Source organism: Acidocella sp. C78 (assembly GCF_907164655.1).
On record NZ_CAJQZK010000111.1, the window covers coordinates 92,623 to 118,010 of the forward strand.

The 25,388-nt window shown below is 69.2% G+C and carries 21 protein-coding genes and 2 pseudogenes; 19 read left to right on the forward strand and 4 right to left on the reverse strand.

Annotated features, from left to right (window positions below; genetic code table 11):
- The 15 genes and pseudogenes from ACIDOCELLA78_RS82995 to ACIDOCELLA78_RS83065 all read left to right on the forward strand — a co-directional run bounded on the left by ACIDOCELLA78_RS82995 (position 1) and on the right by ACIDOCELLA78_RS83065 (position 17,700).
- Positions 1-1,446: a UDP-N-acetylmuramoyl-L-alanyl-D-glutamate--2,6-diaminopimelate ligase gene (locus tag ACIDOCELLA78_RS82995; RefSeq protein ID WP_201727755.1), complete on the forward strand. Its 1,446-nt coding sequence runs from the start codon at positions 1-3 to the stop codon at positions 1,444-1,446.
- Entirely contained in the window at positions 1,443-2,798 is a 1,356-nt protein-coding gene (gene murF, locus ACIDOCELLA78_RS83000; protein WP_201727756.1) for a UDP-N-acetylmuramoyl-tripeptide--D-alanyl-D-alanine ligase, read from the forward strand. Before ACIDOCELLA78_RS82995 ends, murF begins: the two co-directional genes overlap by 4 nt.
- Positions 2,798-3,886, forward strand: coding sequence for a phospho-N-acetylmuramoyl-pentapeptide-transferase (gene mraY, locus ACIDOCELLA78_RS83005; RefSeq protein ID WP_201727757.1), 1,089 nt, complete (start codon positions 2,798-2,800; stop codon positions 3,884-3,886). The genes murF and mraY overlap by 1 nt, the downstream gene beginning before the upstream one ends.
- Positions 3,883-5,268, forward strand: a complete 1,386-nt coding sequence (gene murD / locus ACIDOCELLA78_RS83010) for a UDP-N-acetylmuramoyl-L-alanine--D-glutamate ligase (RefSeq protein ID WP_201727758.1) — start codon at positions 3,883-3,885, stop codon at positions 5,266-5,268. The genes mraY and murD overlap by 4 nt, the downstream gene beginning before the upstream one ends.
- Positions 5,268-6,431: an FtsW/RodA/SpoVE family cell cycle protein gene (locus ACIDOCELLA78_RS83015; protein WP_201727759.1), complete on the forward strand. Its 1,164-nt coding sequence runs from the start codon at positions 5,268-5,270 to the stop codon at positions 6,429-6,431. Before murD ends, ACIDOCELLA78_RS83015 begins: the two co-directional genes overlap by 1 nt.
- Positions 6,428-7,564: an undecaprenyldiphospho-muramoylpentapeptide beta-N-acetylglucosaminyltransferase gene (gene murG, locus ACIDOCELLA78_RS83020; RefSeq protein ID WP_201727760.1), complete on the forward strand. Its 1,137-nt coding sequence runs from the start codon at positions 6,428-6,430 to the stop codon at positions 7,562-7,564. The genes ACIDOCELLA78_RS83015 and murG overlap by 4 nt, the downstream gene beginning before the upstream one ends.
- Entirely contained in the window at positions 7,561-9,000 is a 1,440-nt protein-coding gene (gene murC, locus ACIDOCELLA78_RS83025) for a UDP-N-acetylmuramate--L-alanine ligase (protein WP_201727761.1), read from the forward strand. Before murG ends, murC begins: the two co-directional genes overlap by 4 nt.
- Positions 8,997-9,921 (forward strand): annotated as a pseudogene (murB, locus tag ACIDOCELLA78_RS83030) (UDP-N-acetylmuramate dehydrogenase). The gene murC and the pseudogene murB overlap by 4 nt, the downstream one beginning before the upstream one ends.
- On the forward strand, positions 9,918-10,823 hold the full coding sequence (locus ACIDOCELLA78_RS83035) for a D-alanine--D-alanine ligase (RefSeq protein ID WP_201727762.1): 906 nt from the start codon (positions 9,918-9,920) through the stop codon (positions 10,821-10,823). The pseudogene murB and the gene ACIDOCELLA78_RS83035 overlap by 4 nt, the downstream one beginning before the upstream one ends.
- Complete coding sequence (locus ACIDOCELLA78_RS83040) at positions 10,811-11,689, forward strand: cell division protein FtsQ/DivIB (protein ID WP_201727763.1); 879 nt, start codon at positions 10,811-10,813, stop codon at positions 11,687-11,689. The genes ACIDOCELLA78_RS83035 and ACIDOCELLA78_RS83040 overlap by 13 nt, the downstream gene beginning before the upstream one ends.
- Positions 11,690-11,702: 13 nt before the next feature.
- Complete coding sequence (gene ftsA, locus ACIDOCELLA78_RS83045; protein WP_201727764.1) at positions 11,703-13,010, forward strand: cell division protein FtsA; 1,308 nt, start codon at positions 11,703-11,705, stop codon at positions 13,008-13,010.
- 64 nt (positions 13,011-13,074) lie between these two features.
- Positions 13,075-14,640: a cell division protein FtsZ gene (gene ftsZ / locus ACIDOCELLA78_RS83050; RefSeq protein WP_201727765.1), complete on the forward strand. Its 1,566-nt coding sequence runs from the start codon at positions 13,075-13,077 to the stop codon at positions 14,638-14,640.
- A gap of 198 nt (positions 14,641-14,838) precedes the next feature.
- A complete protein-coding gene (locus ACIDOCELLA78_RS83055; protein WP_201727816.1) occupies positions 14,839-15,213 on the forward strand; it encodes a hypothetical protein in 375 nt (124 codons plus the stop codon).
- A 51-nt stretch (positions 15,214-15,264) separates the two neighbouring features.
- A complete protein-coding gene (locus ACIDOCELLA78_RS83060) occupies positions 15,265-15,891 on the forward strand; it encodes a DUF4131 domain-containing protein (RefSeq protein WP_249675049.1) in 627 nt (208 codons plus the stop codon).
- 75 nt (positions 15,892-15,966) lie between these two features.
- A complete protein-coding gene (locus ACIDOCELLA78_RS83065) occupies positions 15,967-17,700 on the forward strand; it encodes an IS1634 family transposase (RefSeq protein WP_201727483.1) in 1,734 nt (577 codons plus the stop codon).
- Positions 17,701-17,767: 67 nt separating this feature from the next.
- Here the strand turns inward: ACIDOCELLA78_RS83065 and ACIDOCELLA78_RS83070 are convergent, their stop codons facing one another.
- Positions 17,768-17,917, reverse strand: a complete 150-nt coding sequence (locus ACIDOCELLA78_RS83070; RefSeq protein WP_249675051.1) for a hypothetical protein — start codon at positions 17,915-17,917, stop codon at positions 17,768-17,770.
- Here ACIDOCELLA78_RS83070 and ACIDOCELLA78_RS83075 point away from each other — a divergent pair.
- Together ACIDOCELLA78_RS83075 and ACIDOCELLA78_RS83080 are read left to right on the forward strand one after the other, a co-directional pair.
- Positions 17,904-18,566: a ComEC/Rec2 family competence protein gene (locus tag ACIDOCELLA78_RS83075; RefSeq protein WP_283770809.1), complete on the forward strand. Its 663-nt coding sequence runs from the start codon at positions 17,904-17,906 to the stop codon at positions 18,564-18,566. The two genes, ACIDOCELLA78_RS83070 and ACIDOCELLA78_RS83075, sit on opposite strands and share 14 nt — an antisense overlap.
- The gene (locus tag ACIDOCELLA78_RS83080) at positions 18,455-19,234 is read left to right on the forward strand and encodes a ComEC/Rec2 family competence protein (RefSeq protein ID WP_283770812.1); all 780 of its coding nucleotides are present in this window, start codon (positions 18,455-18,457) and stop codon (positions 19,232-19,234) included. Before ACIDOCELLA78_RS83075 ends, ACIDOCELLA78_RS83080 begins: the two co-directional genes overlap by 112 nt.
- Positions 19,235-19,765: 531 nt before the next feature.
- On the opposite strand, the pseudogene ACIDOCELLA78_RS83085 reads toward ACIDOCELLA78_RS83080, so the two are convergent.
- The 3 genes and pseudogenes from ACIDOCELLA78_RS83085 to ACIDOCELLA78_RS83095 form a co-directional block, all read right to left on the reverse strand.
- A pseudogene (locus ACIDOCELLA78_RS83085) lies at positions 19,766-20,257 on the reverse strand (glycosyltransferase family 2 protein); the annotation flags it as partial.
- Entirely contained in the window at positions 20,247-21,731 is a 1,485-nt protein-coding gene (locus ACIDOCELLA78_RS83090; protein WP_201727766.1) for an exopolysaccharide biosynthesis polyprenyl glycosylphosphotransferase, read from the reverse strand. The pseudogene ACIDOCELLA78_RS83085 and the gene ACIDOCELLA78_RS83090, both read right to left, overlap by 11 nt.
- A gap of 51 nt (positions 21,732-21,782) precedes the next feature.
- The gene (locus ACIDOCELLA78_RS83095) at positions 21,783-22,223 is read right to left on the reverse strand and encodes a GtrA family protein (RefSeq protein ID WP_201727767.1); all 441 of its coding nucleotides are present in this window, start codon (positions 22,221-22,223) and stop codon (positions 21,783-21,785) included.
- Between the two features lie 188 nt (positions 22,224-22,411).
- Here ACIDOCELLA78_RS83095 and ACIDOCELLA78_RS83100 point away from each other — a divergent pair, with 188 nt between their 5' ends.
- The gene (locus tag ACIDOCELLA78_RS83100) at positions 22,412-22,909 is read left to right on the forward strand and encodes a (2Fe-2S)-binding protein (protein WP_201727768.1); all 498 of its coding nucleotides are present in this window, start codon (positions 22,412-22,414) and stop codon (positions 22,907-22,909) included.
- A 66-nt stretch (positions 22,910-22,975) separates the two neighbouring features.
- Positions 22,976-25,381 (forward strand): xanthine dehydrogenase family protein molybdopterin-binding subunit, encoded by a 2,406-nt coding sequence (locus tag ACIDOCELLA78_RS83105; protein WP_201727769.1) that lies wholly within the window; start codon positions 22,976-22,978, stop codon positions 25,379-25,381.
- The last annotated feature ends 7 nt before the right edge of the window (positions 25,382-25,388 follow it).

Here is a 25,388-nt window from a genome sequence, read left to right on the forward strand (position 1 = left end):
ATGGACGGTCTTGCACGTTACGGCGCCGCGCCGGGCTGGACCCTGCCGCGGGAGGCCGCGTTTTCGGGGATCACCGCCGACAGCCGCGCCGTGCGCGAGGGCATGATCTTCGCGGCCCTGCCGGGCGCGCGCGCCGATGGGCGCGATTTCATTGCCGAGGCGGTTTCGCGCGGTGCTGCCGCGGTGCTGGCGCCCGCTGGCACGCGCTGGCCGCCGGGCGTGCCGCCACGCCCGCTGATCGAGGATGCCGAACCGCGGCGGCGCCTCGCCGAGATCGCGGCGACGCTGGCCGGGCCGCCGCCGGAGACGATCCTCGGCGTGACGGGAACCAACGGCAAGACCTCGACGGTGGATTTCATCCGCCAGATGAGCGCCGCCAGCGGCAGGAAAGCCGCCTCGCTCGGCACGCTCGGGCTGATCGCGCCCGGCTTCGCGCCGGGGACGAGCCTGACCACGCCGGACCCGGTGACGCTGGCCGGAACCCTTGCCATGTTGCGGGCTGCCGGCATCGACACCGTCGCGCTCGAGGCCTCCTCGCACGGGCTCGACCAGTTCCGCCTGCACGGGGTGCGTTTCGCCGCCGCCGGGTTCAGCAACCTGACGCGCGATCATCTCGACTACCACGGCGACATGGCGTCGTATCGCAAGGCCAAGCTGCGCCTGTTCGACGAGCTGTGCCAGCCCGGCGCGCCCGCGGTGGCGATGGCGGATCTGGACACTGCAACGCTGGCGGCGCTGCGCGAGATCGCGCAGGCGCGGCGGCTGGATTTCGCGACGGTGGGCGCGGGCGGCAATCTGTTCGATCTGCGCGGCATCGCCGCGACGCCGTCGGGTCAGGTGCTGTCGGTGGCGCAAGGCGGCGTGACACGCGAGATCGACCTGCCGCTTCCGGGGCGGTTCCAGGCGGATAACGCGTTGCTCGCCGCCGGACTCGCGCGCGCCGCCGGCGTATCCGACCCGCTCGGCCTGCTGCCGGGCCTCGCGCCGGTGCGCGGGCGGCTGGAACGCGCGGCGGTGCTGCCGAACGGGGCGGCCGCCTATGTCGATTACGCCCATACGCCGGATGCGCTGGAGCGGCTGCTGATCGCGCTGCGTCCGCACGCGGCGGGGCGGCTGGTGCTCGTGTTCGGCGCCGGCGGCGATCGCGATCGCGGCAAGCGGAGACTGATGGGCGAAGTGGCCGCCCGGCTCGCCGATGTCGCCATCGTCACCGACGACAATCCGCGCAGCGAGGGTCCCGCCGCGATCCGCGCGGAAATTCTGGCGGCCTGCCCGGACGCGCGCGAGATCGGCGACCGGCGCGCCGCGATTGCGGCAGGGCTTGACGAATTGCGGGCGGGCGATGTGTTGGCCGTGGCCGGCAAGGGGCACGAGAGCGGGCAGATCGTCGGCGATGTGGTGCTGCCCTTCGACGATGCGGCGGTGATCAGGGACCTCGCGGCATGAACGCCTTGTGGACCGCGCGCGACCTTGCCGCCGCCACCAGCGGCACCTGGCTGCGCGGCGAGGCGGCGGCTGCCGGTGTCTCGATCGACAGCCGGACGATCGCGCCGGGCGAGTTGTTCGTCGCCTTGTCGGATGCCCGCGACGGGCATGATTTCGTGCCCGATGCCGAGGCGCGGGGCGCTTCATGCGTGCTCGTGTCGCGCGATGTCGGCGCCGGGCCGGCATTGCTCGTCGAGGATGTGCAGGCCGCGCTGACCGCGCTCGGCGCATTCGGCCGGGCGCGCAGCCGGGCGCGGGTGGTCGCGGTGACCGGGTCGGTCGGCAAGTCCACCACCAAGGAGATGCTGCGGCGCATCCTCGCCGCGTTCGGCGCCACCCATGCGGCCGAGGCGTCGTTCAACAACCATATCGGCGTGCCGCTGACCCTCGCGCGGCTGCCGGCCGATGCGGATTTCGCGGTGGTGGAAATCGGCATGAACCATCCGGGCGAGATCGCGCCGCTTGCAGCCCTCGCGCGGCCGCATGTCGGTATCATCACCGCGATCGGATCGGCGCATCTGGGGCTGATGGGCTCCATCGAGGCGATCGCCGACGAGAAGGCGGATTTGCTGCGCGGCCTGGTGCCGGGCGGCGCCGCCGTGCTGCCGCGCGGGCCGTTCCTGCCGCGGCTTGCGCGCCGGGCGGGGGATGGCGTGAGCGTGATCAGCTTCGGTGCGGACGAACACGCCGAAGCCATGTTGATCGAGGCGGTGAACGATGCCGACGGGGTTGCGGTGGCGGCGAATATCCTGCGCATCCCGCTCCGGTGCCACCTCGCCGCGCCGGGGACACACATGGCGATGAATGCGGTGGCGGCGTTGGCGGCGGCGGCGGCGCTCGGGCTCGACCCGGCGCGGGCGGCCGCGGCGCTCGACGGATTTGCGCCCATGGCCGGCCGCGGGGCGCGGCGTCGGGCGATCGTCAATGGCGCGAGCGTCACGCTGCTCGACGAAAGCTACAACGCCTCGGGCAATTCCGTCCGCGCGGCGCTCGAGGTTCTCGCCCTGCTGCCCGGCCGGCGCATCGCCGTGCTCGGCGACATGCTCGAACTCGGCGACTTCGCCGATGCCGAGCATCGTGATCTCGCAGCACCGGTGGCCGGCGTCGCCGATCTCGTTTTTGCCTGCGGGCCACATATGCGCGTGATGTTCGATGCCCTGCCGCAGCGCCAGCGGGGCGCCTGGGCGGCCGATGCCGCCGCCCTCGCGCCGGCGGTGCGCGCGGCTCTTGCCGAGGGCGACGCGGTTCTGGTGAAGGGGAGCTACGGGTCGCGGATGCGTGATGTGGTCGCGGCGCTCGAGGATGAATTCTGATGCTTTACGCGTTGCTTCTGCCGCATGTCTCGGCCTTCCATGTCCTGAACCTGTTCCGTTACATCACGTTCCGCGCGGGCGGCGCGTGCCTGACGGCGTTGATCGTGAGTTTCCTGCTGGGGCCAGGGCTGATCCGCTGGCTCAAATCGCTCCAGAAGCAGGGCCAGCCGATCCGTGCCGATGGGCCGGAACGTCATCTGATCGAGAAGAAGGGCACGCCCACGATGGGCGGCTTCCTGATCCTGATCGCGCTGACCGTCTCCACGCTGCTCTGGGCCGATCCGCGCAACGGCTATGTCTGGGCGGTGCTGATGATCACCATCGGCTATGGCGCGCTCGGCTTCGCCGATGATTTTCTCAAGCTCACCAAGCGCAACACCAAGGGCGTGCCAGGGCGGATCAAGCTCGTCGTGCAGGCCGCGCTCGGGCTGGGTGCTGCGGTGTGGATCACCCGGCTGATGCCGGGCTCGATCGCCGATTCGCTCGCCGTGCCGATGTTCAAGAATCTGATGATCCCGTTCGGACCGCTGTTTCCGCTGGTTGCGATGTTCGTGATGATGGGCGCGTCCAACGCGGTGAACCTGACGGACGGACTCGATGGACTCGCCATCGTGCCGACGATCATCGCCGCCGGCGTGTTCGCGCTGATCGCCTATCTGGTCGGCAACCGGATCTTCGCGCATTACCTCGAAATCAATTTCGTGCCCGGAACGGGAGAACTGGCCGTGTTCTGCTCGGCGCTGATCGGCGCGGGCATGGGTTTTCTCTGGTTCAACGCGCCGCCCGCCGCCGTGTTCATGGGCGATACCGGCTCGCTCGCGCTCGGCGGCGCGCTGGGCTCGGTGGCGGTGGCGACCAAGAACGAGATCGTGCTGGCGATCACCGGCGGACTCTTCGTCGTCGAGACCGTTTCGGTCATCGTGCAGGTGTTCTGGTATAAAAGGACGGGGCGGCGCGTGTTCCTGATGGCGCCGCTGCATCACCATTTCGAAAAGAAGGGCTGGGCCGAGCCGACCGTGGTGATCCGGTTCTGGATCGTCGCGATGATCCTCGCGCTGATGGGCCTCGCGACCCTGAAAATCCGATGAGCGCGCCAGTGAAAACGTGGAAACCGGTGTTCGCGGGGCGGCATTACGCGGTGATGGGGCTCGGGGTGAATGGTTTGCCGGCGGCGCGGGCGCTCCGGGATATGGGGGCCGAGGTCATCGCGTGGGACGATAACGCGGCGCGGCGCGGCGCCGCCGCCGCCGAGGGCTTCGCGCTCGGCCGGCCGAGCGCGGCATCGCGTCTCGACGGGCTGGTGCTTTCGCCGGGCATTCCGCACGCGCTGCCGGCGCCGCACCCCGAGGCGGCGGCGGCCATCGCGGCCGGCGTGCCGATTCTGACCGATGCCGAATTGCTGTTCCGGGCCGTTCGCTGCTCGGGAAGCGCTGCGCGGTTCGTCGGCATCACCGGCACCAACGGCAAGTCCACCACCACGGCGCTGCTTGCGCATATCCTCGCCGAGGCGGGGGTCGAGGTTGCGGCGGGGGGCAATCTGGGGCCGGCCGCGCTCGCCCTGCCACCGCTCGGCGATGACGGCGTCTATGTGCTCGAAATGTCCAGCTACATGTTGGAGCGAATCGAAAACATGCGCTTCTGTGCTGGAGCAATGCTGAATCTGACCCCCGATCACCTCGACCGCCATGGCAATATGGCGGGATATGAAGCTGCAAAGTCTCGGCTTTTTGCCGGGCAGGCGGCGGGGGATGTTGCCGTGTTCGGAATCGACGACGCCCTGACGGCGGCGATGGCCGACCGATTCGAGGGAAACGCGGGACGAGTCGTGCGGATTTCCGGCAGCCGGGCCGCGGATATTTTCGCGCGCGGCCGGATGCTGGTCGATCATGCCGGTGTCATCGCCGATCTCGACGCGGCCGGCGCGCTCCCCGGCACGCACAACGCGCAGAACGCGGCCGCCGCGGCGGCGATCGCGCTCGCGCTCGGCGTGCCGCGCGAGGCCATCGGCGGGGCGATGCGGTCCTTTCCCGGCCTGCCGCATCGCCAGCGCCTCGTCACCACGGTTGCGGGCGTCGCCTTCATCGATGACAGCAAGGCGACCAACGCCGAGTCGGCGGCACGGGCGCTCGACTGCCATGACCGCCTGGTCTGGATCGCCGGCGGAATCGGCAAGGACGGCGGCATCGAATCGCTGGCGCCGTGGTTCTCCCGCATTGCCCATGCGGTGCTGATCGGTCGCGATGCGGCCATCTTCGCGGCGACGCTCGGTGACGCGGGTGTATCGTTCGAACACGCGCAGACGCTCGAACGCGCGGTTCCCGCCGCCTTCGCGGCGGCGCGGCATATGGGCGCCGGCACGGTGCTGCTCTCGCCGGCAGCGGCGAGCTTCGACCAGTTCACCGATTATGCCGCGCGGGGGCGGCGCTTCGCCGAACTGGCCATGCGCCTCGGTCAGATGGAGGCGATGTAATGCCCGTCCTTTCCCGCGCGGATGATTCGGTCGTCGGACGGTGGTGGTGGAGCGTCGACCGCGTCATGCTCACCGCCCTGCTGTTGCTGGTGGGCGTGGGCTATGTGCTCGCCTTCGCGGCGACGCCGGCGAACAGCCTGTCGCTCGACGATCCGAACACGATCGTGATGGTCCGCCAGATCGTCTATCTGTTCGCCTCGGGCCTGCTGATGGTCGGCGTCTCGATGCTCGACCTGCACCATGTGAAGCTCGCGGCGCTCGCGATCGGGGTGGTGTTTCTGGTGCTGACCGGCTTCACCCTGGTCCATGGCGTCGTTGTGGATGGCGGACGGCGCTGGATCGCGCTGCCGGGCTTTACCATCCAGCCCTCGGAGTTCCTCAAGCCGGCGCTCGTGATCGCCTCGGCGTGGCTGCTGGCCGAACGGCGCCGCACGCCGGGGTTTCCGGGCATGTTCGCGGCGGTGGGGCTGAACGCCATCGTCGTGCTGATCCTGTTGCGCCAGCCGGATGTCGGGACCACCGCGCTCGTGCTGGCGACGTTCTTTGTCCAGCTTTTCCTCGATGGACTGAATCCCGCCTTTGTCGGTCTCGGTCTTGCCGGGTTCGGGATCGGCGGGATCGCCGCCTTCGAGCTGATCGCGCATGTCCACAAGCGGGTGATGCTGTTCCTGCACCCGACGAAGGACAAGGCCTACCAGGCGATCACCGCGCTGTCGGCCTTCGCCAATGGCGGCCTCTGGGGGCGCGGGCCGGGCGAGGGGCAGGTGAAACATTACCTGCCGGATGCGCGCGCCGATTTCGTGTTCGCGGTGGCGGGAGAAGAGTTCGGCATGTTTCTTTGCCTCGGCATCATCGCGCTTTACGCCGTGATCGTGCTTCGCGGCCTCGCGCGGGTGCTGCGCGAGACCGATCCGTTCGCCGCCCTTGCCGCGACGGGTCTGCTGACCAGTTTCGGCTTGCAGGCCTTCATCAACATGGCGTCGTCGCTGTCGATGATTCCGACCAAGGGAATGACGCTGCCCTTCCTGTCCTATGGCGGCTCCGCAGTGCTGGCGACGGGCTTGCAAATGGGCTTCCTGCTGGCCCTGACGCGGCGCCGGTCGCATGCCGAGAGTGCGGCGGACGGGCTGTTCAGCTTTGGCGCGCAGGACCGGGTGGCATGAGGGGCGCGATGCTGCATCCGATCGTCATCGCGGCAGGCGGCACCGGTGGCCACATGGTTCCGGCGGAGTCGGTGGCCGATGAACTCATGCGGCGCGGCCAGCGGATCGTGCTGATGACCGATGCACGGTCCGCCGCGCTCAAGTCGCCGGTGTTCGAGGGCTGCGAGAGGCATGTTCTGGCCGGCGCCGGGCTGGCGGGGCGAAGCCTTGGGCGCCGCCTGTCCGGTATGGCGCAACTCGCGCGCGGCACGGGCGCGGCGCGGCGCATTCTCGCGAAACTCGATGCCGCCGCCGTTGTCGGGTTCGGCGGCTATCCCTCGGTGCCGCCGGTTCTCGCGGCGGCGACGCTGCGGCGGCGCCCCGCCATCGTGCTGCACGACCAGAACGCGGTGCTTGGCGGCGCCAACCGCTTCCTCGCGCGGTTCGCCGACCATATCGCGCTGAGTTTCGAAGCCACCGCGGGGCTGCCCGCAAGGGCGCGCGCGACCGTTACCGGCAATCCGGTGCGCGCCGCCATCTCGGCGCTTGCCGCATCGCCCTATGCGCCGCCCGGGGAGACGACGCCCGGGGGGACCACGAACGGAGGGACTATCCGGCTGCTCGTGCTGGGCGGCTCGCTCGGCGCACGCGTGTTCGCCGCCCTTGTGCCGGCGGCGCTGGCGCTGCTGCCCGAGGCGTTGCGCCGGCGGATCGTGCTGACCATGCAGTGTCCGGCTGAGGCGATCGGCGAAGCGCGCGGCGCGCTCGATGCCGCGGGGATCGGGCATGAGCTGGCGCCCTTCTTCAGCGATGTGGCGCCGCGCATGGCGGCGGCGCAACTGCTGATTGCGCGCTCCGGCGGATCGACCGTCGCCGAGGTGGCGACGATCGGGCGGCCGGCGATCTTCATTCCGCTCGCGATCAACACCGACCAGCGGCACAATGCCGATGTTCTCGCGCGGTGCGGCGGCGCGCTCCGGCTCGACCAGGCGACAACGACGCCCGAACTTCTGGCCCGCGCGCTCGGCACCCTGCTTGAGGACCCGGCCCGCCTCGCGGCGATGGCCGAGGCGTCGACCGGCGCGCGGATCGAGGGGGCGGCGGCGCGGCTGGCCGATCTTGTTCTTTCGGCAATCGCGGAGCGCGTGCGATGAGGGCCATGCCGCTATCGATCGGGACGATCCATTTCGTCGGCATTGCCGGGATCGGCATGTCCGGCATCGCCGAGGTGCTGCACAATCTCGGCTATTCGGTGCAGGGGTCGGACCTTTCGGAAAACGCCAATGTCGCGCGCCTGCGCGCGGCCGGGATTCCGGTCGCGATCGGGCATGACGCGGGGAATCTCGGCAGCGCGCAGGTCGTTGTGGTGTCGACCGCGGTGCCGCGCGACAATCCCGAGGTGCAGGCGGCGCGCAAGCGGATGATCCCGGTGGTGCGGCGCGCCGAGATGCTGGGCGAGCTGATGCGGCTGCGCTGGTCGGTCGCGATCGGCGGCACCCATGGCAAGACGACGACGACGAGCCTGGTCGCCGCCGTGCTGGAAGGCGCGGGGCTCGACCCGACCGTGATCAATGGCGGGATCATCAACGCCTATGGCACCAATGCGCGGCTCGGCGGCGGCGACTGGATGGTGGTCGAGGCCGATGAGAGCGATGGCAGCTTTCTCCGCCTGCCGGCGGTGATCGCGGTCGTCACCAACATGGACCCCGAGCACCTCGACCATTGGGGCTCCGCCGAGGCGATGGAGGCGGGATATCGCCAGTTCGTCTCGAACATCCCGTTCTACGGGTTTGCGGTCCTGTGCATCGATCATCCCGGCGTACAGCGGATGATTCCGGACCTGTCGGATCACCGGCTGATCACCTACGGCCTGTCGCCGCAGGCGGATGTGCGGGCGGAGCGGATCATGTCCGACCGCAATGGCGCGACATTCGAGGTGCGCCTGTCCGAACGCGTGGCCGGGCGCGAGCGGGTGCTCGCGCCGATTCGCCTGCCGATGCTTGGCAACCATAACGTCCAGAACGCGCTGGCGGCGATCGCGATCGGCATCGAGATGGAGGTGCCGGAGGTCGATCTGCGCGCGGCGCTGGCGAGTTTCCGCGGCGTGAAGCGGCGGTTCACCAAGACCGGCGAGGTGGCCGGCATTACCGTGATCGACGATTACGGCCATCACCCGGTCGAGATCGCGGCGGTGCTGCGGGCGGCGCGGCAGGCCGGGGCGAGGGACGTGATCGCGGTGGTGCAGCCGCATCGCTATTCGCGGCTGGCCACGCTGTTCGAGGATTTCTGCACCTGCATGAACGATGCGGGCAAGGTGATCGTCGCCGATGTCTACCCGGCGGGCGAGGAGCCGATTCCGGGCATCGACCGGGACGCGCTGGTGGAGGGGCTGCGGGCGCGTGGCCACAAATCGGTCGTCTCGCTCGGCAGCCCCGATCATCTGGCCGAGATGATCAACGCGATGGCGCGTGCCGGCGATTACGTGGTGTGCCTCGGCGCCGGGTCGATCACCAACTGGGCGCAGGCGCTGCCCAACCAGTTGCAGGCGCTGATCGAGACCACCCGCCGCGGCGCCGGGGGCATGCGATGATGGCGGCACCGGTCATGGCCGACTGGCGCGCCGCGCTGCCGGCGGTGCGCGGACGCATCGGCTTCGATGTGCCGCTCGGCCGGTGACGTGGTTCCGCGTCGGCGGGCCGGCGGAGGTGATGTTCCGCCCCGCCGATATCGAGGATCTGAGCCGTTTTCTCGCCGCCCTCGCGCCGGAAGTGCCGGTGCTGCCGATCGGCGCCGCGTCCAACCTCATCGTGCGGGATGGCGGGATCGGGGTGTGATCGTGCGGCTGGTCGCGGATTCGCCGAAATCGAGGTTCAGCCGGATGGAATCGTGGCGGGGCGGCGGCGCTCGACGCGACGATCGCCGAGCATGCGGCGGCGGCGGGGCTCGCGGGACTCGAATTCCTCTCTGGCATTCCGGGCTCGCTCGGTGGCGCCGTGGCGATGAATGCCGGCGCCTATGGCGCGGAGATCCGCGATGTTCTGGACTGGGCCGAGATCGTCGGGCGGACGGGACGGTGGCGCGCTATGCCGCTGGCGATCTCGCGCTGACCTACCGGCACGCGCGGCTGCCGGAGGGCGGGATCGTGGTGCGGGCGCGGCTGCACGCGCGGCCGGGCGACGCGGCGGCGATCGCGGCGCGGATGGCGGAGATCCGCGCGAGCCGCGAGGCGACGCAGCCGGTGCGGGCGCGAACGGGCGGCTCGACCTTCCGCAACCCCGAGGGCGACAAGGCCTGGCGGCTGATCGACGAGGCGGGCTGCCGCGGGCTCGTTCACGGCGGCGCCCAGGTTTCGGAAAAGCACTGCAATTTCCTGATCAATCTCGGCGAGGCGACGGCTGCGGATATTGAAGGGCTGGGCGAGACGGTGCGCCGGCGCGTGCGCGAGCTGACCGGCATCGAGCTGATCTGGGAAATCCGCCGGGTCGGCCTGCCGGGCCGGGGGGCGGCATGAAGCGCGTCGCGATCCTGCTCGGGGGCATTTCGGAGGAGCGCGAGGTCAGCCTCGCTTCCGGACGGCAGGTCGCGGCGGCGCTGCGCCAGGCCGGATATGACGTGTTCGAGATCGAGGTCGGCGCCGATCTCGGCGCGGTGATCGCGGCGCTGACGCCGGCGCCGGACGCTGTGTTCAACGCGTTGCATGGCCGTTTCGGCGAGGACGGGACGATCCAGGGCGTGCTCGACTACATGGGTATCCCCTATACCCATTCCGGCGTGCGGGCATCGTCGATGGCGATGGACAAGGGCGCAGCCAAGGCGGTTTTCGCCGCCGCCGGCCTGCCGCTGGCGCGGCACCGCATCGTCCCGCTCGACGAACTCGCGGCGGCCGATCCGCTGCCGCGGCCCTATGTCATCAAGCCGGTGAACGAGGGCTCGTCGGTCGGCGTGTTCATCCTGCGCGACGGCGATAATCGCCGTGCCGACATCGCGCATGCCTGGCGCCACGGAGCGGTGGCGATGGCCGAGGAATATGTCCCCGGGCGGGAACTCACCGTATCCGTGCTCGAGGACCGGGCGCTGGCCGTCACTGAAATCCGCGCCGAGGGGTTTTACGACTATACGGCGAAATACGCGGCCGGCGCCTCGCGACACGAGATTCCCGCGCAGGTGACGCCCGCGGTCGGCGCGCGGGCGCGGGATGTCGCGGTCGCGGCGCATCGGGCGCTTGGCTGCCGTGGGGCGACGCGCGCGGATTTCAGATATGATGACGAAACGAACCGGCTGGTGCTGCTGGAGGTGAACACCCAGCCGGGCATGACGCCGACCTCGCTGCTGCCCGAGCAGGCGGCCCATTGCGGCATCGATTTCCCCGCGCTGTGCGCCTGGATGGTGGAGAACGCCGCATGCCGCGTGTGAGGTCGCGCAAGACCAAGGTGCAGGACCGGCCGAGCCCGCGCACCCTGCTGCTGCGCCGGTTGCGGCGGGCGGGGCGGCCGACGGCGGTGCTGGGCGTCGTCGTTCTTCTGCTGATCGCGGTGCCGCTCGGCTTGCGCGGCGTGGTCGCCGTGGTCCGGCCCGTGCGCGCGGCGGCGGCGAGCCTGGCGGCGGACGCCGGATTCCGTGTTGCCCATATCGAGTTGCAGGGCGTGGCGCCGGGCTCGCGCGCCGTGGTCGAGCGGGTCATCGACGTCGAGCGGGGCCAGCCGATCTTTGCGGTCTCGCCGGCGGCGGTGGCGGCGCGGGTCGGCGCGCTGGGCCTTGTCCGCACCGCCGTGGTCGAGCGCGTGCTGCCGAACACGTTGCGGATCGAGGTAACCGAGCGCCGCGCCCTCGCGATCTGGCAGCGGCCGGACGGACGTTTCGCGCTGGTCGGCCCCGGCGGCGCCGTGCTGGAGGATCGCGACGCTGGCGCGGCACGCGTGCATGACCCGAGCCTGCGGTTGCTGGTCGGCGCCGGCGCGCCGAAACATGCGCAGGACCTGCTCGACCTGCTCGCGCGGTTCCCCGCGATCGCTTCGAAGGTCGTCGCGGCCGAGCGGATCGACCGGCTGCGCTGGAACCTGATCCTGCGGGACAGGACGGTTGTGGAACTGCCGGATTCCCATCCGGCGCGCGCGCTCGCCGTGCTGATGCAGGCGGAGCGGAAGATCCGCCTGCTGGAGCGGCCGGTGCGCCGGATCGATCTGCGGCTGGCCGACCGGCTGGTGGTGCGCCCCTATCCGAAAGGTTTCGTGACCGAAGCCGCAACGCCATCGACCGCCGCAGGGAAGCACAATTCATGAGGGAGGCACGGGCATGAACGATCTCTCCCGCCGCGCGACACTCACCGCGACACGGGCCGATCCTCGCCAGCAGGACGCGCGCCGCCAGCCCGCGCGCTCCGGCCCGTTCGGCGTGCTGGATATCGGCTCGACCAAGATTTCCTGCCTGATCGGCCGCGCCGAGAGCGACGGACGGCTGCGCGCGCTCGGCTTCGGCTGGCAGCGCGGGCGGGGCGTGAAGTCGGGCGGCATCGTCGATCTGGAAGAGGCGGAGAAGGCCATCCGCGCCGCTGTCGGCGCGGCCGAGGATCAGGCCGACATGCGGCTGAAATCGGTCACGGTGAACCTCTCCTGCGGGCAGCCGGAGAGCCGGCTGTTCAACGTGCAATGGCCGATCGACGGCCGCGCCGTGACCGAGGATGACATCCGCCGCGTGGTGCGCGAGGCGCGGGCCCGCGCGGCATCCGAGGGGCGCGGCACGATCCATGCCCTGCCGCTCAATTTCTCCACCGACGAGACCGGCGGCGTCGCCGATCCGCGCGGCCTCTATTGCGACACGCTGACCGCGCAGCTTCACGTGGTCGACGCCGCCACCACGGCGATCAAGAGCGTCACCGCCTGTCTTGAGCGCTGCGAACTCGAGATTGCCTCGATGGTGTCGGCGCCGTTCGCCTCGGGCCTTGCCACGCTGGTGGAGGATGAGCGCGAACTCGGCGCGACCGTGATCGACATGGGCGGCGGGACGACGACGATCGCGATCTTCGCCGAGGGGCAGATGCTGCACACGGCGCAACTGCCGGTCGGCGGCAATCACGTCACCAACGACGTGGCCCGGCTGCTCTCCACCCAGGTGGCGCATGCGGAGCGGCTGAAGACGCTGTATGGCACTTGCCAGGAAAGCCCTGACGACGCCCGCGAATTGCTGCCCGTGCCGCTCGTGGGCGAGGCGGAGCACCAGATCGCCAAGGTGCCGCGCAGCGCCCTGGTCTCGATCATCCGCCCGCGGCTCGAGGAGATTTTCGAGCTGGTGCGCGACCGGATCGAGACATCCGGGCTTGGCCGCGCCGCTGGGGCGCGCGTGGTGCTGACCGGCGGCGCATCGCAACTGGTCGGTGCCCGCGAACTCGCGGCGCAGATCCTCGACCGCCAGGTGCGGATCGGCAAGCCGCTCGGTGTGATCGGCCTGCCCGACGCGGCCACCGGGCCGAATTTCGCCACGATGATCGGGCTGCTCGCCTTCGCCACCGGCGATGGCCAGACGATGCATGACATCGACTTCAGCCTCGCCGCGCCGCAGGGCCGGCTGGCCCGATTCATGAATTTTCTCGTGCGGCGGATGTGATGACAGATCGCGATCGCATCCCCGCCGCCCCCCGTTTCACGCCCGCCTGCCAGGAGACGCAGACATGACCCTGAACCTGATCCGACAGACCACGACACAGACAGATTTCACGCCGCGCATCACGGTGATCGGCGTTGGCGGCGGCGGCACGAACGCGGTCAACAACATGATCGCGCTGAACCTGCCGGGCGTGGAATTCGTCGTCGCCAATACCGACGCGCAGCAGCTGATGCTCTCGCGCGCCGAGCGCCGCATCCAGCTCGGGCCGCATATCACCCAGGGCAATGGCGCGGGCGGGCGGCCGGAAATCGGCAAGGCCTCGGCCGAGGAGGCGTCGGAAGATCTGGCACGGCATCTCGACGGCGCGCATATGGTGTTCATCACCGCGGGCATGGGCGGCGGCACGGGCACGGGTGCGGCGCCGGTGATCGCGCGGATGGCGCGCGAGCGCGGCATCCTGACGGTCGGTGTGGTGACCAAGCCCTTCGCCTTCGAGGGGCGGCGCCGCCTGCGTTCGGCCGAGGACGGGATCAACGAGCTGCAGCAGTTCGTCGACACGCTGATCGTGATTCCGAACCAGAACCTTTTCAAGGTGGCCAACGAGCGGACGGGCTGGAAGGAAGCCTTCGAGATGGCCGACCATGTGCTGTACATGGGCGTGCGCGGCGTTACCGACCTCATGGTGGTCCCGGGCCTGGTGAATCTCGACTATGCCGATATCCGTTCGGTGATGTCGGTGATGGGCAAGGCGATGATGGGCACCGGCGAGGCCGAGGGCGAGGATCGCGCGATCCGCGCGGCGGAGGCGGCGATTTCCAATCCGCTGCTCGAAGACACCAACATGAAGGGCGCGCGCGGGCTGCTGATCAACATCACCGGCAGTTCCGACTTCTCGCTGCACGAGCTTGACCAGGCGGCGAACCGCATTGCCGAGGAAGTCGACGAGGATGCCAACATCATGGTTGGCATGGCGCTCGACGAGAGTCTCGGCAGCCGGGTCCGGATTTCGGTGGTGGCGACCGGGATCGACACGCCAGTGCCCGCGCAGGCCGAGCGGCCGCGCCTTGCCGCGGTGTCGGGCGACAGCGTGATGGTGGAGGCGAATGCCACCGTCGCGGCACAGGTTCAGGCGCCGGCCGGTCCGGCCGCGCCGACGGTCGGCCTGCATCAGCCCCAGCCCCAGCCTCAGCCGCAGCCGCAGGTGCTGCATCCCCAGCCTGCGGCCGCTCCTGTGGCCCCGCGCCAGTATGCCCAGCCGGAAGCGCCGGCAAGGGCGCCGATTTCGGCGCCGGCGGCCTATCGTGAGGCGCCCCGGGCCGCCGAGCCGCCCCGCAAGCAGAGCCTGTTCAGCCGGATGACCAATGGGTTCCGCAGCGCGGCCGCGCCCCAGCCCGTCCAGCCGGCGGCAGAGCCGCCGCGGGCGGCGATGCCGGCCTGGCCGGCGCGGGATGAGGCGTCCTATCCGCCGCAACAGGCCCCGCGCGACCTGCCGCATGTCGGGGCGCCGGATGGCGCGTCCCACCATCTTCCGCAGCAGCAGCAGCATGAGCCGCGTGCGGCCGTGCGGCTCAGCCACAACGAGGAAATCGGCATCGATATCCCGGCATTCCTCCGTCGTCAGCAATCCTGACGACGCGGCGATCCGGCCGGCGGCACCGGGCGCGTCATCCGATCGGGTGACCCCGCCCGCCGGCGCTCTGATGTCGTGCTCTGTGATATTGATGATCAGAGCATCACCCGCTGGGTTGCGCAGGCGGATGCCCAAATCCGCCCGCTCACCGCGTTGTGCACTTGCCGCGTGCGCCATCGCGGCGCCATCTTCCCGCGCATGACGGATGCTCTCGGATTGCTGCTGCTGGCCGCCGCGATCGGTGCGTGGCTGGCGTTCGACGCCACGCGGGACAGGGGTGAGCGCCCGACCAGCGATGCGGGCGCGAAGGCCATGCTGCACGGCGTCGTCGGCAGTCTTGGTCTTGCGGCTCTTGTCGTCTCGCTGGATCGCCATCCGGTGGCGCCGCGCATGGGGCTTGGCGGGTTTGGCGCCGGCGCGGAACTCCTGCTCGGGCTTGCCCTCTGCCTTGGCCTTTCCGTGATCGTCATCGCCTCGCGCGGGCGGCGCATTCCGGGCCTGCTGCTGGCGATTCACGCCACGCTCGCCATCGCAGGCCTCTCCCTCGTCCTCGCCATCGCGGCGCTCGCCTGATTTTGCGCTTTCGCAACGATCCGGGATGAAATAGGATAACTCAACTTTTAGTTGAGTCATCCTTTGGGCGCCGGACTGACCATCGACAGAACGACGAGGCCGGCGGCGATCGAATCGCCGGTTTCCGGCTATAGCACCGCGTCCTATGCCGGGCGCATCGTCCTGTTCCTGCCGGTTGCGATGCTGGCCGGCGTGCTGCTCTATTTCGATCTTGACCGGGAACCGCCCGTGTGGATCGCGCCCGTGGCGATCGTCGTGGCGGGCGGCGGCCTTGCCTTTGGCTGGCATGGGCCGGTTTTCCGGCGCATCGCCGCCCTGGCCCTTTTCGCGGCGCTCGGCTTCGGTCGGGCGCAGTGGCAGACGATGGCGATGCCGCCGCCGATCCTGGTGCCGCATGGCGTGGTCACCGTTGCCGGGCGCGTCAGCTCGATCGATCTCCTCGCGACCGGCCGCCGGGTCAGACTCGCATCGCCACGGCTGAATGGCGGGCCTGCGCTGGCCCGCGCGGTGCGGGTCAAGCTTCGCAAGGGCGACGATCTTGGTCTTGCGGCCGGAGACGTTATCCATGTGCGCGCCTTTCTGTTCGCCCCCTCGCGCCCGGCCTATCCCGGCGGGTGGTCGTTCGGGCTGAAGTTTTTACTTGGGAATGACCTGAACGTGGCGGATAGCCTCGCGTAGCGCTGATTTCTTGCGAGCGTTTTGTGTCCATAAATGGGGCTTGCGGTGCGACTCGATCTGTGATTCGCTCGGGTTATGTTCATCGATGTGGTTCCGAATGGCCGATCGGCGCCGGCCGTGCTGTTGCGGGAGAGTTTCCGCGAGGGGCGGAAGGTTCACAAGCGTACCATCGCCAATCTGAGCCAGATGCCGCCCGCGTTGATCGATGGCCTACGAGCGCTGCTCGCGGGTGGCGCGGTGGTTGGTGGTGCCGATCAGGCGCTGGAGATCCGGCGTTCGCTGCCGCATGGTCATGTGGCGGCGGCACTCGGGATGATGCGCAAGCTCGGGATACCCCGCCTGCTGGGCCGGAGGGCGTCGCGCGAGCGCAGTCTCGCCCTGGCGCTGATCGCCGGCCGGGTGATCGCGCCGGGATCGAAGCTCTCGACCCTGCGCGGCCTGAACCCGGAGACCGCAACATCGAGCCTCGGGCAGATGCTTGATCTCGGTGTCATTGAAGAGCGCGAGATCTATGCGGCGCTGGACTGGCTGGGCACGCAGCAGGGGCGGATCGAACGGGAGTTTGCAAGGCGCCATCTGCGCGACGGCACGCTGGTGCTCTACGACGTCAGTTCATCCTACCTCGAAGGCCGGCATTGCGAACTGGCACACCACGGATACAGCCGGGATCACCGGCCCGATCGGCCGCAGATCGTCTATGGTCTGCTGTGCGATCGCGAGGGGCGGCCGATCGCAGTGGAAGTGTTCGAAGGCAACACCGCCGATCCGGCGACGATCGCCGCCCAGGTGGAGAAACTCAAGCGCCGGTTCCATCTCGAGCGCGTCGTCCTGGTGGGTGATCGCGGAATGATCACCACGGCGCGGATCCGCGAGACGATCAAGCCGGCGGGGCTGGACTGGATCAGCTGCCTGCGCGCGGGGCAGATCCAGGATCTTGCCGAGGGACCGCTGCAGATGTCGCTGTTCGACGAGCGCGATATCGCCGCGATCACGTCGCCCGATTATCCGGGCGAGCGGCTGATCGCCTGTCGCAACGCCGCCCTGGCGACCGAACGACGGCGCAAGCGCGAGGCGCTGCTCGTGGCCACCGAGACGGAACTGGCGCGGATCCGGGATGCGACACGGCGCAAACGCGCTCCTCTTCATGGCGAGGCCGCGATCGGGCTGGCGGTGGGGGCGGTGATCAACCAGCGCAAGATGGCCAAGCATTTCGATCTCACCATCACCGCCAGCCGCTTCGATTTCCAGCGCAACGCCGCCAGCATCGCGCGCGAGGCGGCCCTCGACGGCATCTATGTCATCCGCACCAGTGTGAGCGCGGACGTCATGAGCGAGACCGAAGCCGTGTCAGCCTACAAGGATCTCTCACGGGTGGAACGGGCGTTCCGGTCCCTCAAATCGGTCGATCTCGCGATCCGCCCGGTGCATCACTGGCTCTCGCCGCGGGTGCGTGCCCACGTCTTCCTCTGCATGATGGCCTATTACGTCGAATGGCATCTGCGCGACGCCCTCAAGCCCCTGCTGTTCCAGGATCACGACCGGCCAGGCGCGGAAACTGAACGCTCATCGCCGGTTGCCCCCGCATCGATATCCCCGGCCGCCGATCGCAAGCGCGGGCGACGCCGCAACGACCAGAACCTGCCGATTTCGAGCTTCACCGACCTGATGGCGCATCTCGCCACACAGACCCTCAACACCGCCTCCCTACCCAAGGCGCCGAACGCCACCTTCACCGCTCTGGCAAACCCCACGTCGCTGCAAACCACCGCCTTCGCCCTGATCGGGATCGACCCCATGCGTGTCCAGTAAGCGGCAAAATCAGATCTCGAAGTTCACCGATAAATACAGGGAATTTGCTTTCGAATCAGTGAAAACTTCAGTTCGGGCGGGACCAGTTTTTCTCCGGGATTGGCGCGGTCGGCTTCGCGGTCAGCAAGGTCGTCATCACCCGCGCCGGCCGGCCGGGATGGGCCGGCGCCCTGAGGCGGCTGCGCGAGGCGATCGCCGCCCGGGTGCTGAACGCCATGCCGCCGGAGACCGGGCCGGTGGCGGCGACCTTGCTGACCGGGTTCGAGTCGGCGATTCCCGCCCGTGAGCGGCAGGATTTCATCACCGCCGGTCTTGCCCATATCCTCGCCGTCGCCGGGTTGCATGTCGGTATCGTGATGGGCGCGTTGTTCACGGTGGCGCGCCTCGCGGCCGGACTGTCCGAGGCGCTGCTCCTGCGGGTTCCGGCGAAGATCATCGCCTCGCTGGTCGCCTTCGCCGGCGGCCTGGTCTATGCGGCGCTCACCGGCTTTCACGTTCCGATCGTGCGTAGTCTCGCGATGGCGGGCCTGGTGCTGCTTGGCATCGTCGCGGGGCGCCGGGCGCTGTCGTTGCGCGGGCTGGCGCTGGCGGCCTTCGTGCTGATCCTGATCGAGCCGCAATCGGTTCCGGGCCCGAGCTTCCAGATGAGTTTCTCGGCCGTCCTGGCGCTGATTGCCGGCTACGAGGCGCTGGGCCGCCGGTTTGCGATAGGGGGGATGGATGGCGCCAGCGCCTCGGGCGGCATGTGGCGGCACTGGCCTTCACCTCGCTGCTCGCCGGCGGTGCGTCGATGCCCTTCGCGGCCTACCAGTTCCAGCAGGTGCAGCCATACTACATTCTCGCCAACCTGGTCGCGGTGCCGCTGACGGCGCTGATCGTGCTGCCCGCGGGGATCGTGGCGCTGCTGCTGATGCCGCTGCATCTCGAGGCGCTGGCGCTGGCGCCGATGGGGTGGGGAATCGCCGCGATTCTGGCCGTCGCCCGGTTCGTCGGCACATTGCCGCACGCCCTCATCGTCATCGGGCCAAGCCCGGGCTGGCCGGTCGCGCTGCTCGGCTTCGGCATGGCGCTGCTGGGCCTGCTGCGGGGCCGGGCACGGCTCTCGGGCGCGCCGCTGGTTCTGATCGGCATTGCGGGCATGATGATGGGCCGCGCGCCGGATGTGCTCGTCGCGCCGACCGCGTCACTCATTGCGGTGCGGGATGGCGCGGCGGTGCGGGTTCTCATATCCCGGCGGCCGGACAACTACACGCTGGCGCAGTGGCGCCCGGTCTTCGCCCATGACCGCGTGCTTGTGGCCAGGGCGGCCGATGTCTGCGCCGGCGGCCGGTGCCGGTTCGATCGTGGGCGTGTGCTGTATCTCGCCGGTCCTGCCGCGGCGCAAGGCGGGTGTGGCGGCGCGCGCGTGGTGGTGTCGCCGGAGCCCCTGCGCGGCGCCTGCCGCGGCCGGGGGCGTGTGGTGATCGACCGTTTCAGCGTCTGGCGGGATGGCGCGATTGCCCTGCGGTTCAGGGGGGGCGTGTGCGGCGGATGACGGATCGGGGCGTGCAGGGTGCGCGGCCATGGGTGCCGGACTGGCCGCCGCGCTGGCGCCGGCGCCGATAAGGCGCGCCGCGCCCGGCAGCCGGTGGCGGGTTTCGTGGCGGAAGACATAGCGGCGCGTGGCGGCGGTGTTGTCCTGCCGGGGGCGGGTGCGCGCCAGGGCGCGCGCCTCGGCAATCGCCGCGACCGTCTCGCCGAGGCGGGAGGTCATGGCGCCGCGCGCGAGGTAGACGCCGGCGCGCAGCGCGAATCCCGCCGGTCCATCCCAGTCATGAGCGATGATCAGGCGGTTGCGGACGAAGTGGCGCCATCGTCCCGCGCTCCAGCCCATGCGCGCTTCGGGCGACACCGCGTGGATGACGGCCAGATCGCCGTGATGCTCGATCCGCCAGCCGGCCGCGATGGCACGGCGCGCGAATTCATATTCCTCCCAGGCGAAGAACAGCGTCGCGTCGTATCCGCCGAGCTGCTCGAAACAGGCGCGCGACAGGGCATGGCCGCAGCCGACGAAGGTGGTCGCGGTAAAATGCCTCGCCGCGTGCCGCGCGAGGCGCGCGGGATATCCCCAGCTCGTCCGGTCGAGGCGTGCGCCATCGGCGGCGAGGATACGAAAGCCGATCGCGCCGAGGCGGTCGGCTTCGGCGAGGCGCCGCGCGGCGCGCGCGGCCGTGTCGTGGCCGGCGAAGACGGCATCGTTGTCGAGGCTGATGATCGCGCTGCCGCGCCCGAGCGCCGCCGCGAGATTGCGGCCACCCGGCACGCCGAAATTTCGCGCGACGCCATAAAGCGCCACATGCCCGAACTGGCTGGCGGCGGTCGCCAGGGCCGCGCGCATGGCGGGATTTGAGGCCTGGTCGAGCACGATGACATGGCTGTCCATGCCGGTCTGGGCGGCGGCGGAGCGGAGGGCGGCGAGGGTTTCGCGCGGCCGCTGATGGCTGAGAATGACGATATCCGCATCATAGCGGCGGCGGGGGGGCGGCGTTCCCGCCAGCAGGTGCGGTTCAGACCGCATTGCGCCCGATCAGAACGGCGGGAACCGTGCGCAGCAGGATCGCGATATCGAGCCAGACCGACCATCGTTCGATGTAATCGAGGTCGGCGGCGACGCGCGCGGCGACGAGGTCGCGCCGGTCCACCGGTCCGCGCAGGCCCCGCACCTGGGCAAGGCCCGTCAGCCCCGGCTTTACCCGGTGGCGAACCCCGTAAAACGTGATCGCCTGTTCGAAGGTGAAGTCGCCGCTGCCGGTATTCGGCGCGTGGGGCCGGGGACCGACCAGCGACATGTCGCCGCGCAGCACGTTGACGAGCTGCGGCAGCTCATCGAGCGAGAGGCGGCGGAGAAGGCGGCCCAGCCGGGTGATCCGCCGGTCGCCCGCCCGCGCCTGGACGATGCGGGCGTTGCCCTGCGTGGCGTGAAGCGGGCGCATCGTGCGGAACTTGAAAACCGTGAAGGGCACGCCGTCCAGCCCGATCCGGCGCTGCCGGAACAGAACCGGGCCGGACAGGCGCAGCGCGAGGGCGATGGCGGCGAGGAGCGGGCTCAGCAGAACGATCAGAAGGCCAGCGCCGACAATGTCCATCCCCCGTTTCGCCGATGCGGCCAGCGGCCGGATCGGCCGGTCGAGCGCCGTGACGAGGCGAAGCCCGAGACTCGCCGCGAGGTCGCCGGCGCCGATTTCCGCGGCGGCGTCGAAGGCGAGACGTATCCTGACCGGCTGGTCGGCGAGGCGGGCGAGCAGCGCGTCGAGCCGGGCGCGTGTCTCCGCCCCGTCGCCGCGGCGGATGAAAACGATGAGATCGCCGATCTGGCCGGACCGGATCATGGCCTCCAGCGTCGCGGCATCGGCAATCGCGCGCAGGCCTGACGAGCCCGCGAGCCCCCAGCAGAAGACATACCCAAGGCGATGATCCGCGAGGCGATCGAGCCGGGCGCAGACCGAGCGGTCGCACGGCGCGGTGGTGACCAGGGCCGCGGCGCCCCGGGCAACGCCGATCTCATGACGCCGCCAGATCCGGGCCACGGCAACCCGGCCGCCGAACAGCAGGGCCGCTGTCAGGGCAAAGGCGGCAATCGCCCAGCCGAACGACGTGCCGAGCGGCGGCGTGGCCGGCGACGGCCGCAGCATCGCGATCCGCAGGAGCGAGAGCACCTCCGCCGCGACGAGGGCGCGCGCGATCGCCGCGGCGTGATCGAGCGGCGCGCGCACCGGCCCCACCTCGTACAGTCCCGAGCCGGCCAGCGTGATGACGGTCAGTGCGGCGTAAACGAGCTGGTCGAGTGGCCCGCGCGCCATGGTGGGGGCGGGCAGCAGAAACTGCGAGCCGAGTTGCGGGCCGAGCCAGGTGGCGGCGAGATCGGCCAGCAGCAGCAGGCCGATTCCGGCATGCGCGCCAATCCAGGGGCGATGGTTGCGCGCACGCGACTCTCGGCCCAGCGCCCCGGTGCGGGCAGATTTGGCAGGAGACTGGAAAACGGTTTGCGACATCGGTCCGGAACGACCTCGGTTTTCAAAAACACAACTGAAGATTGTGTTTAATTAAACGAAAACGAGGCGTCGGGAAAGCAGAAAGTTAATCAGGAAACCCGAAACGGCCCCCGCGCACACGGCCAGAACCGGGTAGTGACGGGGTAAGGCGAAGCTGGCGATGAGCAGGGAATAGGCGCCGCGGTTGATCGAGAAGCCGATCATGTTCACGAACAGGAAGCGCAACCACTGCGTGTGGGCGGGTTGCCGGGCGCGGGCCCGAAAGGTCCAGAGCCGGTGCAACATCCAGTTGCAGCTTGCCGCGACGAGATAGGCCGCCATCCCCGCCCCGTACAGACCGAGGCTGGGGATAAGCGCATAGACCGCGGCGATATCCATGAGCAGGCCGAAGACGCCAACCGTGCCGAAGCGCAGCAACTCGCCCGCCGCGTCGCGATGGCGCGCTGGAAGGCGGCTGGTGATCAGCGCGATGGGCGAGGGCAGGGCCGGCATGCGGCTGGACAGTTAGCAGGCCTGCGGCAGGGCGCAAACTGGCCTGTGACAAATTCTGTCAAATTCGCACCTTGCGCCAAGAAAGCCATCCGGTTCTCTTGACCAACGCCGAATAGCCCCATCATCATGGGTGAAGGAAGCGGATCGTCCGGGCGGATGGTCGCGCGCCATCATGAACGGAGGAATCAATGCCCCAGGTTAAACTCACGGTGAACGGCAAGCCGGCGACCGCCGAGGTGGAAGCGCGCACGCTGCTCGTCGAGATGCTGCGCGAAAACCTTCACCTGACCGGCACGCATGTCGGGTGCGACACCAGCCAGTGCGGCGCCTGCGTGGTCAAGATCGATGGCAAGTCGGTGAAGTCGTGCACGATGCTCGCGGTGCAGGCGAATGGCAGCGAGGTCACCACGATCGAGGGGCTGGCGGCGGCCGATGGCACGCTGCACCCGATGCAGGAAATGTTCCGCGAACATCATGGTCTGCAATGCGGCTTCTGCACTCCGGGCATGGTGATGAGCGCGATCGATCTGGTCGAGAGCCATCCGGAAGGGCTGACCGAGCAGCAGATTCGCGAGGAACTCGAAGGCAATATCTGCCGCTGCACGGGCTATCATAATATCGTCAAGGCGATTGCCGCCGCTTGGCCGCTCATGCACGGGCGCGAGCTGCCGCAGGCCGCCGAATAAGGCTTGGGCCGCAAGAGGTAAGGCGCCCGTATTTCCGGGCGCAAGAAAAATTTCGGGAGATCATCCATGAACGACACGACCTTGCCGCACATCGTGAAGGGCGGCATTGGCGACTCGCCGAAGCGCGTGGAAGACCGCCGGTTCCTTTCAGGCCGCGGTCACTACACTGACGACATCAACCGCCCCGGCCAGACCCATGCCGTCTTCAAGCGCTCCGATGTCGCCCACGGCGTGATCCGGTCGATCGACACCTCCGCCGCGCGGGCGATGCCGGGGGTTGTCGCGATTTTCACCGGTGACGACATCGCCAAGGCGGGCATCGGCGGCGTGCCGTGCGGCTGGCAGATTCACAGCAAGGATGGCTCGCCGATGGTCGAGCCGCCGCATCCGGTGCTTGCGCAGGGCAAGGTCCGGTATGTCGGCGATGCGGTGGCGATGGTGATTGCCGAGACCGTCGACCAGGCGAAGGACGCCGCCGAGGCCCTCGTGATCGACATCGATCCGCTGCCGGCCGTCTCCAACATGGTCGCGGCGACGGCCGAGGGCGCGGCGCTCGTGCATGACGACGCCAAGGGCAATGTCTGCTTCGACTGGCATATCGGCGACAAGGACGCGGTGGATGCCGCCTTCGCCAAGGCCCACAAGGTCGCGACGATCGACCTGGTCAACAACCGGCTGGTGCCCAACCCGATCGAGCCGCGTGCGGCGATCGGCGATTTCGACCAGTCGACCGGCGAACACACGCTCTACACCACCAGCCAGAACCCGCATGTGATCCGGCTGCTGATGGGCGCGTTCGTGCTGCAGATTCCCGAGCACAAGCTGCGCGTCGTCGCACCCGATGTTGGCGGCGGGTTCGGCGCCAAGATTTTCCACTACATCGAGGAAGCGGCGGTGACCTGGGCGGCCGCGCAGGTGAACCGGCCGGTGAAATGGACCTGCGAGCGCAGCGAATCCTTCATCACCGACGCCCATGGCCGCGACCACATCACCCATGCCGAGCTGGCGCTGGCCGAGGATGGCGCGTTTCTCGGGCTGCGGGTGAAGACGATGGCCAATCTCGGCGCCTATCTCTCGACCTTTGCGCCGTCGGTGCCGACCTATCTCTCGGCGACGCTGCTCGCCGGCGTCTACACGACGCCCGCGATCTATTCGGAAGTGAAGGCGATCTTCACCAATACCGTGCCGGTCGATGCCTATCGCGGGGCCGGCCGTCCGGAGACGACGTTCCTGCTGGAGCGGCTTGTCGACGTTGCGGCGAAGACGATGGGGATGGACCGTGTCGCCATCCGCCGGCGCAACTTCATTCCGGCCGACGCCTATCCGTATCAGACGCCGGTGGCGCTGCAATATGACAGCGGCAACCACGAGGCGACGCTGGCGCGCTGCATGGAGCTGGCCGACTGGAGCGGTTTCGAGGCTCGGCGTGCCGAATCGGCGAAGCGCGGCAAGCTGCGCGGCATCGGCATGTCGACCTATCTCGAAGCCTGCGGCATCGCGCCGTCGGCGGTGGCTGGCGCGCTCGGCGCAAGGGCCGGTCTCTACGAGGTCGCCAACGTGAAGGTCCATCCGACCGGATCGGTGACGCTCTATACCGGCACGCACAGCCACGGCCAGGGGCATGAGACGACCTTCGCCCAGCTCGTCGCCGACCAGCTCGGCGTGCCGTTCGAGCAGGTCGAGATCGTGCATGGCGACACCAGCAAGATTCCGTTCGGCATGGGGACCTACGGCAGCCGTTCGCTCGCGGTCGGCGGCTCGGCGATCGTCAAGGCGGTCGACAAGATCATCGCCAAGAGCAAGAAGATCGCCGCTCACCTGATGGAAGCCTCGGTCGACGACATCGAGTTCAAGGACGGCAAGTTCACCGTCGCCGGCACCGACAAGTCGAAGGCGTTCGGCGAGATCGCGCTGACGGCCTATGTGCCGCACAACTACCCGCATGACGAACTCGAGCCGGGCCTCGACGAGACGGCGTTCTACGATCCGAAGAACTTCACCTTCCCCGGCGGATGCCATATCTGCGAGGTCGAGGTCGACCCGGACACGGGTGTCGTCAACCTGCTCAACTTCACCGCGGTCGACGATATCGGCCGGGTCATCAACCCGATGATCGTGCACGGCCAGGTGCATGGCGGCGTGGCCCAGGGGATCGGCCAGGCGCTGCTCGAACACGCGGTCTATGACGAGACCGGCCAGCTCCTGTCCGGATCGCTGATGGATTATACCATGCCGCGCGCGGATAATCTGGTGAATATCCATGTCGGGACCGAGTCGACGATGTGCACCCACAATCCGCTTGGCGCCAAGGGGGTTGGCGAGGTCGGCGCGATCGGCAGCCCGCCGGCGGTGATCAACGCCGTCGTCGATGCGCTGCGCGATTATGGGGTCACCCATATCGACATGCCGGCGACACCGCAGAAGATCTGGTCGATCATCAACGCGGCGACGCCGCGGATGGCTGCCGAGTAACGGAGAG

Coding starts and splice junctions, on each gene's coding strand:
- murF (WP_201727756.1), top strand. CDS start 1,443: ATGAACGCCTTGTGGACCGCGCGCGACCTTGCCGCCGCCACCAGCGGC.
- ACIDOCELLA78_RS83015 (WP_201727759.1), top strand. CDS start 5,268: ATGCCCGTCCTTTCCCGCGCGGATGATTCGGTCGTCGGACGGTGGTGG.
- murD (WP_201727758.1), top strand. CDS start 3,883: ATGAGCGCGCCAGTGAAAACGTGGAAACCGGTGTTCGCGGGGCGGCAT.
- murG (WP_201727760.1), top strand. CDS start 6,428: ATGAGGGGCGCGATGCTGCATCCGATCGTCATCGCGGCAGGCGGCACC.
- ACIDOCELLA78_RS83105 (WP_201727769.1), top strand. CDS start 22,976: ATGAACGACACGACCTTGCCGCACATCGTGAAGGGCGGCATTGGCGAC.
- ftsZ (WP_201727765.1), top strand. CDS start 13,075: ATGACCCTGAACCTGATCCGACAGACCACGACACAGACAGATTTCACG.
- ftsA (WP_201727764.1), top strand. CDS start 11,703: ATGAACGATCTCTCCCGCCGCGCGACACTCACCGCGACACGGGCCGAT.
- mraY (WP_201727757.1), top strand. CDS start 2,798: ATGCTTTACGCGTTGCTTCTGCCGCATGTCTCGGCCTTCCATGTCCTG.
- ACIDOCELLA78_RS82995 (WP_201727755.1), top strand. CDS start 1: ATGGACGGTCTTGCACGTTACGGCGCCGCGCCGGGCTGGACCCTGCCG.
- ACIDOCELLA78_RS83095 (WP_201727767.1), bottom strand. CDS start 22,223: ATGCCGGCCCTGCCCTCGCCCATCGCGCTGATCACCAGCCGCCTTCCA.
- ACIDOCELLA78_RS83035 (WP_201727762.1), top strand. CDS start 9,918: ATGAAGCGCGTCGCGATCCTGCTCGGGGGCATTTCGGAGGAGCGCGAG.
- ACIDOCELLA78_RS83055 (WP_201727816.1), top strand. CDS start 14,839: ATGACGGATGCTCTCGGATTGCTGCTGCTGGCCGCCGCGATCGGTGCG.
- ACIDOCELLA78_RS83090 (WP_201727766.1), bottom strand. CDS start 21,731: ATGTCGCAAACCGTTTTCCAGTCTCCTGCCAAATCTGCCCGCACCGGG.
- ACIDOCELLA78_RS83065 (WP_201727483.1), top strand. CDS start 15,967: ATGTTCATCGATGTGGTTCCGAATGGCCGATCGGCGCCGGCCGTGCTG.
- ACIDOCELLA78_RS83070 (WP_249675051.1), bottom strand. CDS start 17,917: ATGGCGTTCAGCACCCGGGCGGCGATCGCCTCGCGCAGCCGCCTCAGG.
- ACIDOCELLA78_RS83100 (WP_201727768.1), top strand. CDS start 22,412: ATGCCCCAGGTTAAACTCACGGTGAACGGCAAGCCGGCGACCGCCGAG.
- murC (WP_201727761.1), top strand. CDS start 7,561: ATGAGGGCCATGCCGCTATCGATCGGGACGATCCATTTCGTCGGCATT.
- ACIDOCELLA78_RS83040 (WP_201727763.1), top strand. CDS start 10,811: ATGCCGCGTGTGAGGTCGCGCAAGACCAAGGTGCAGGACCGGCCGAGC.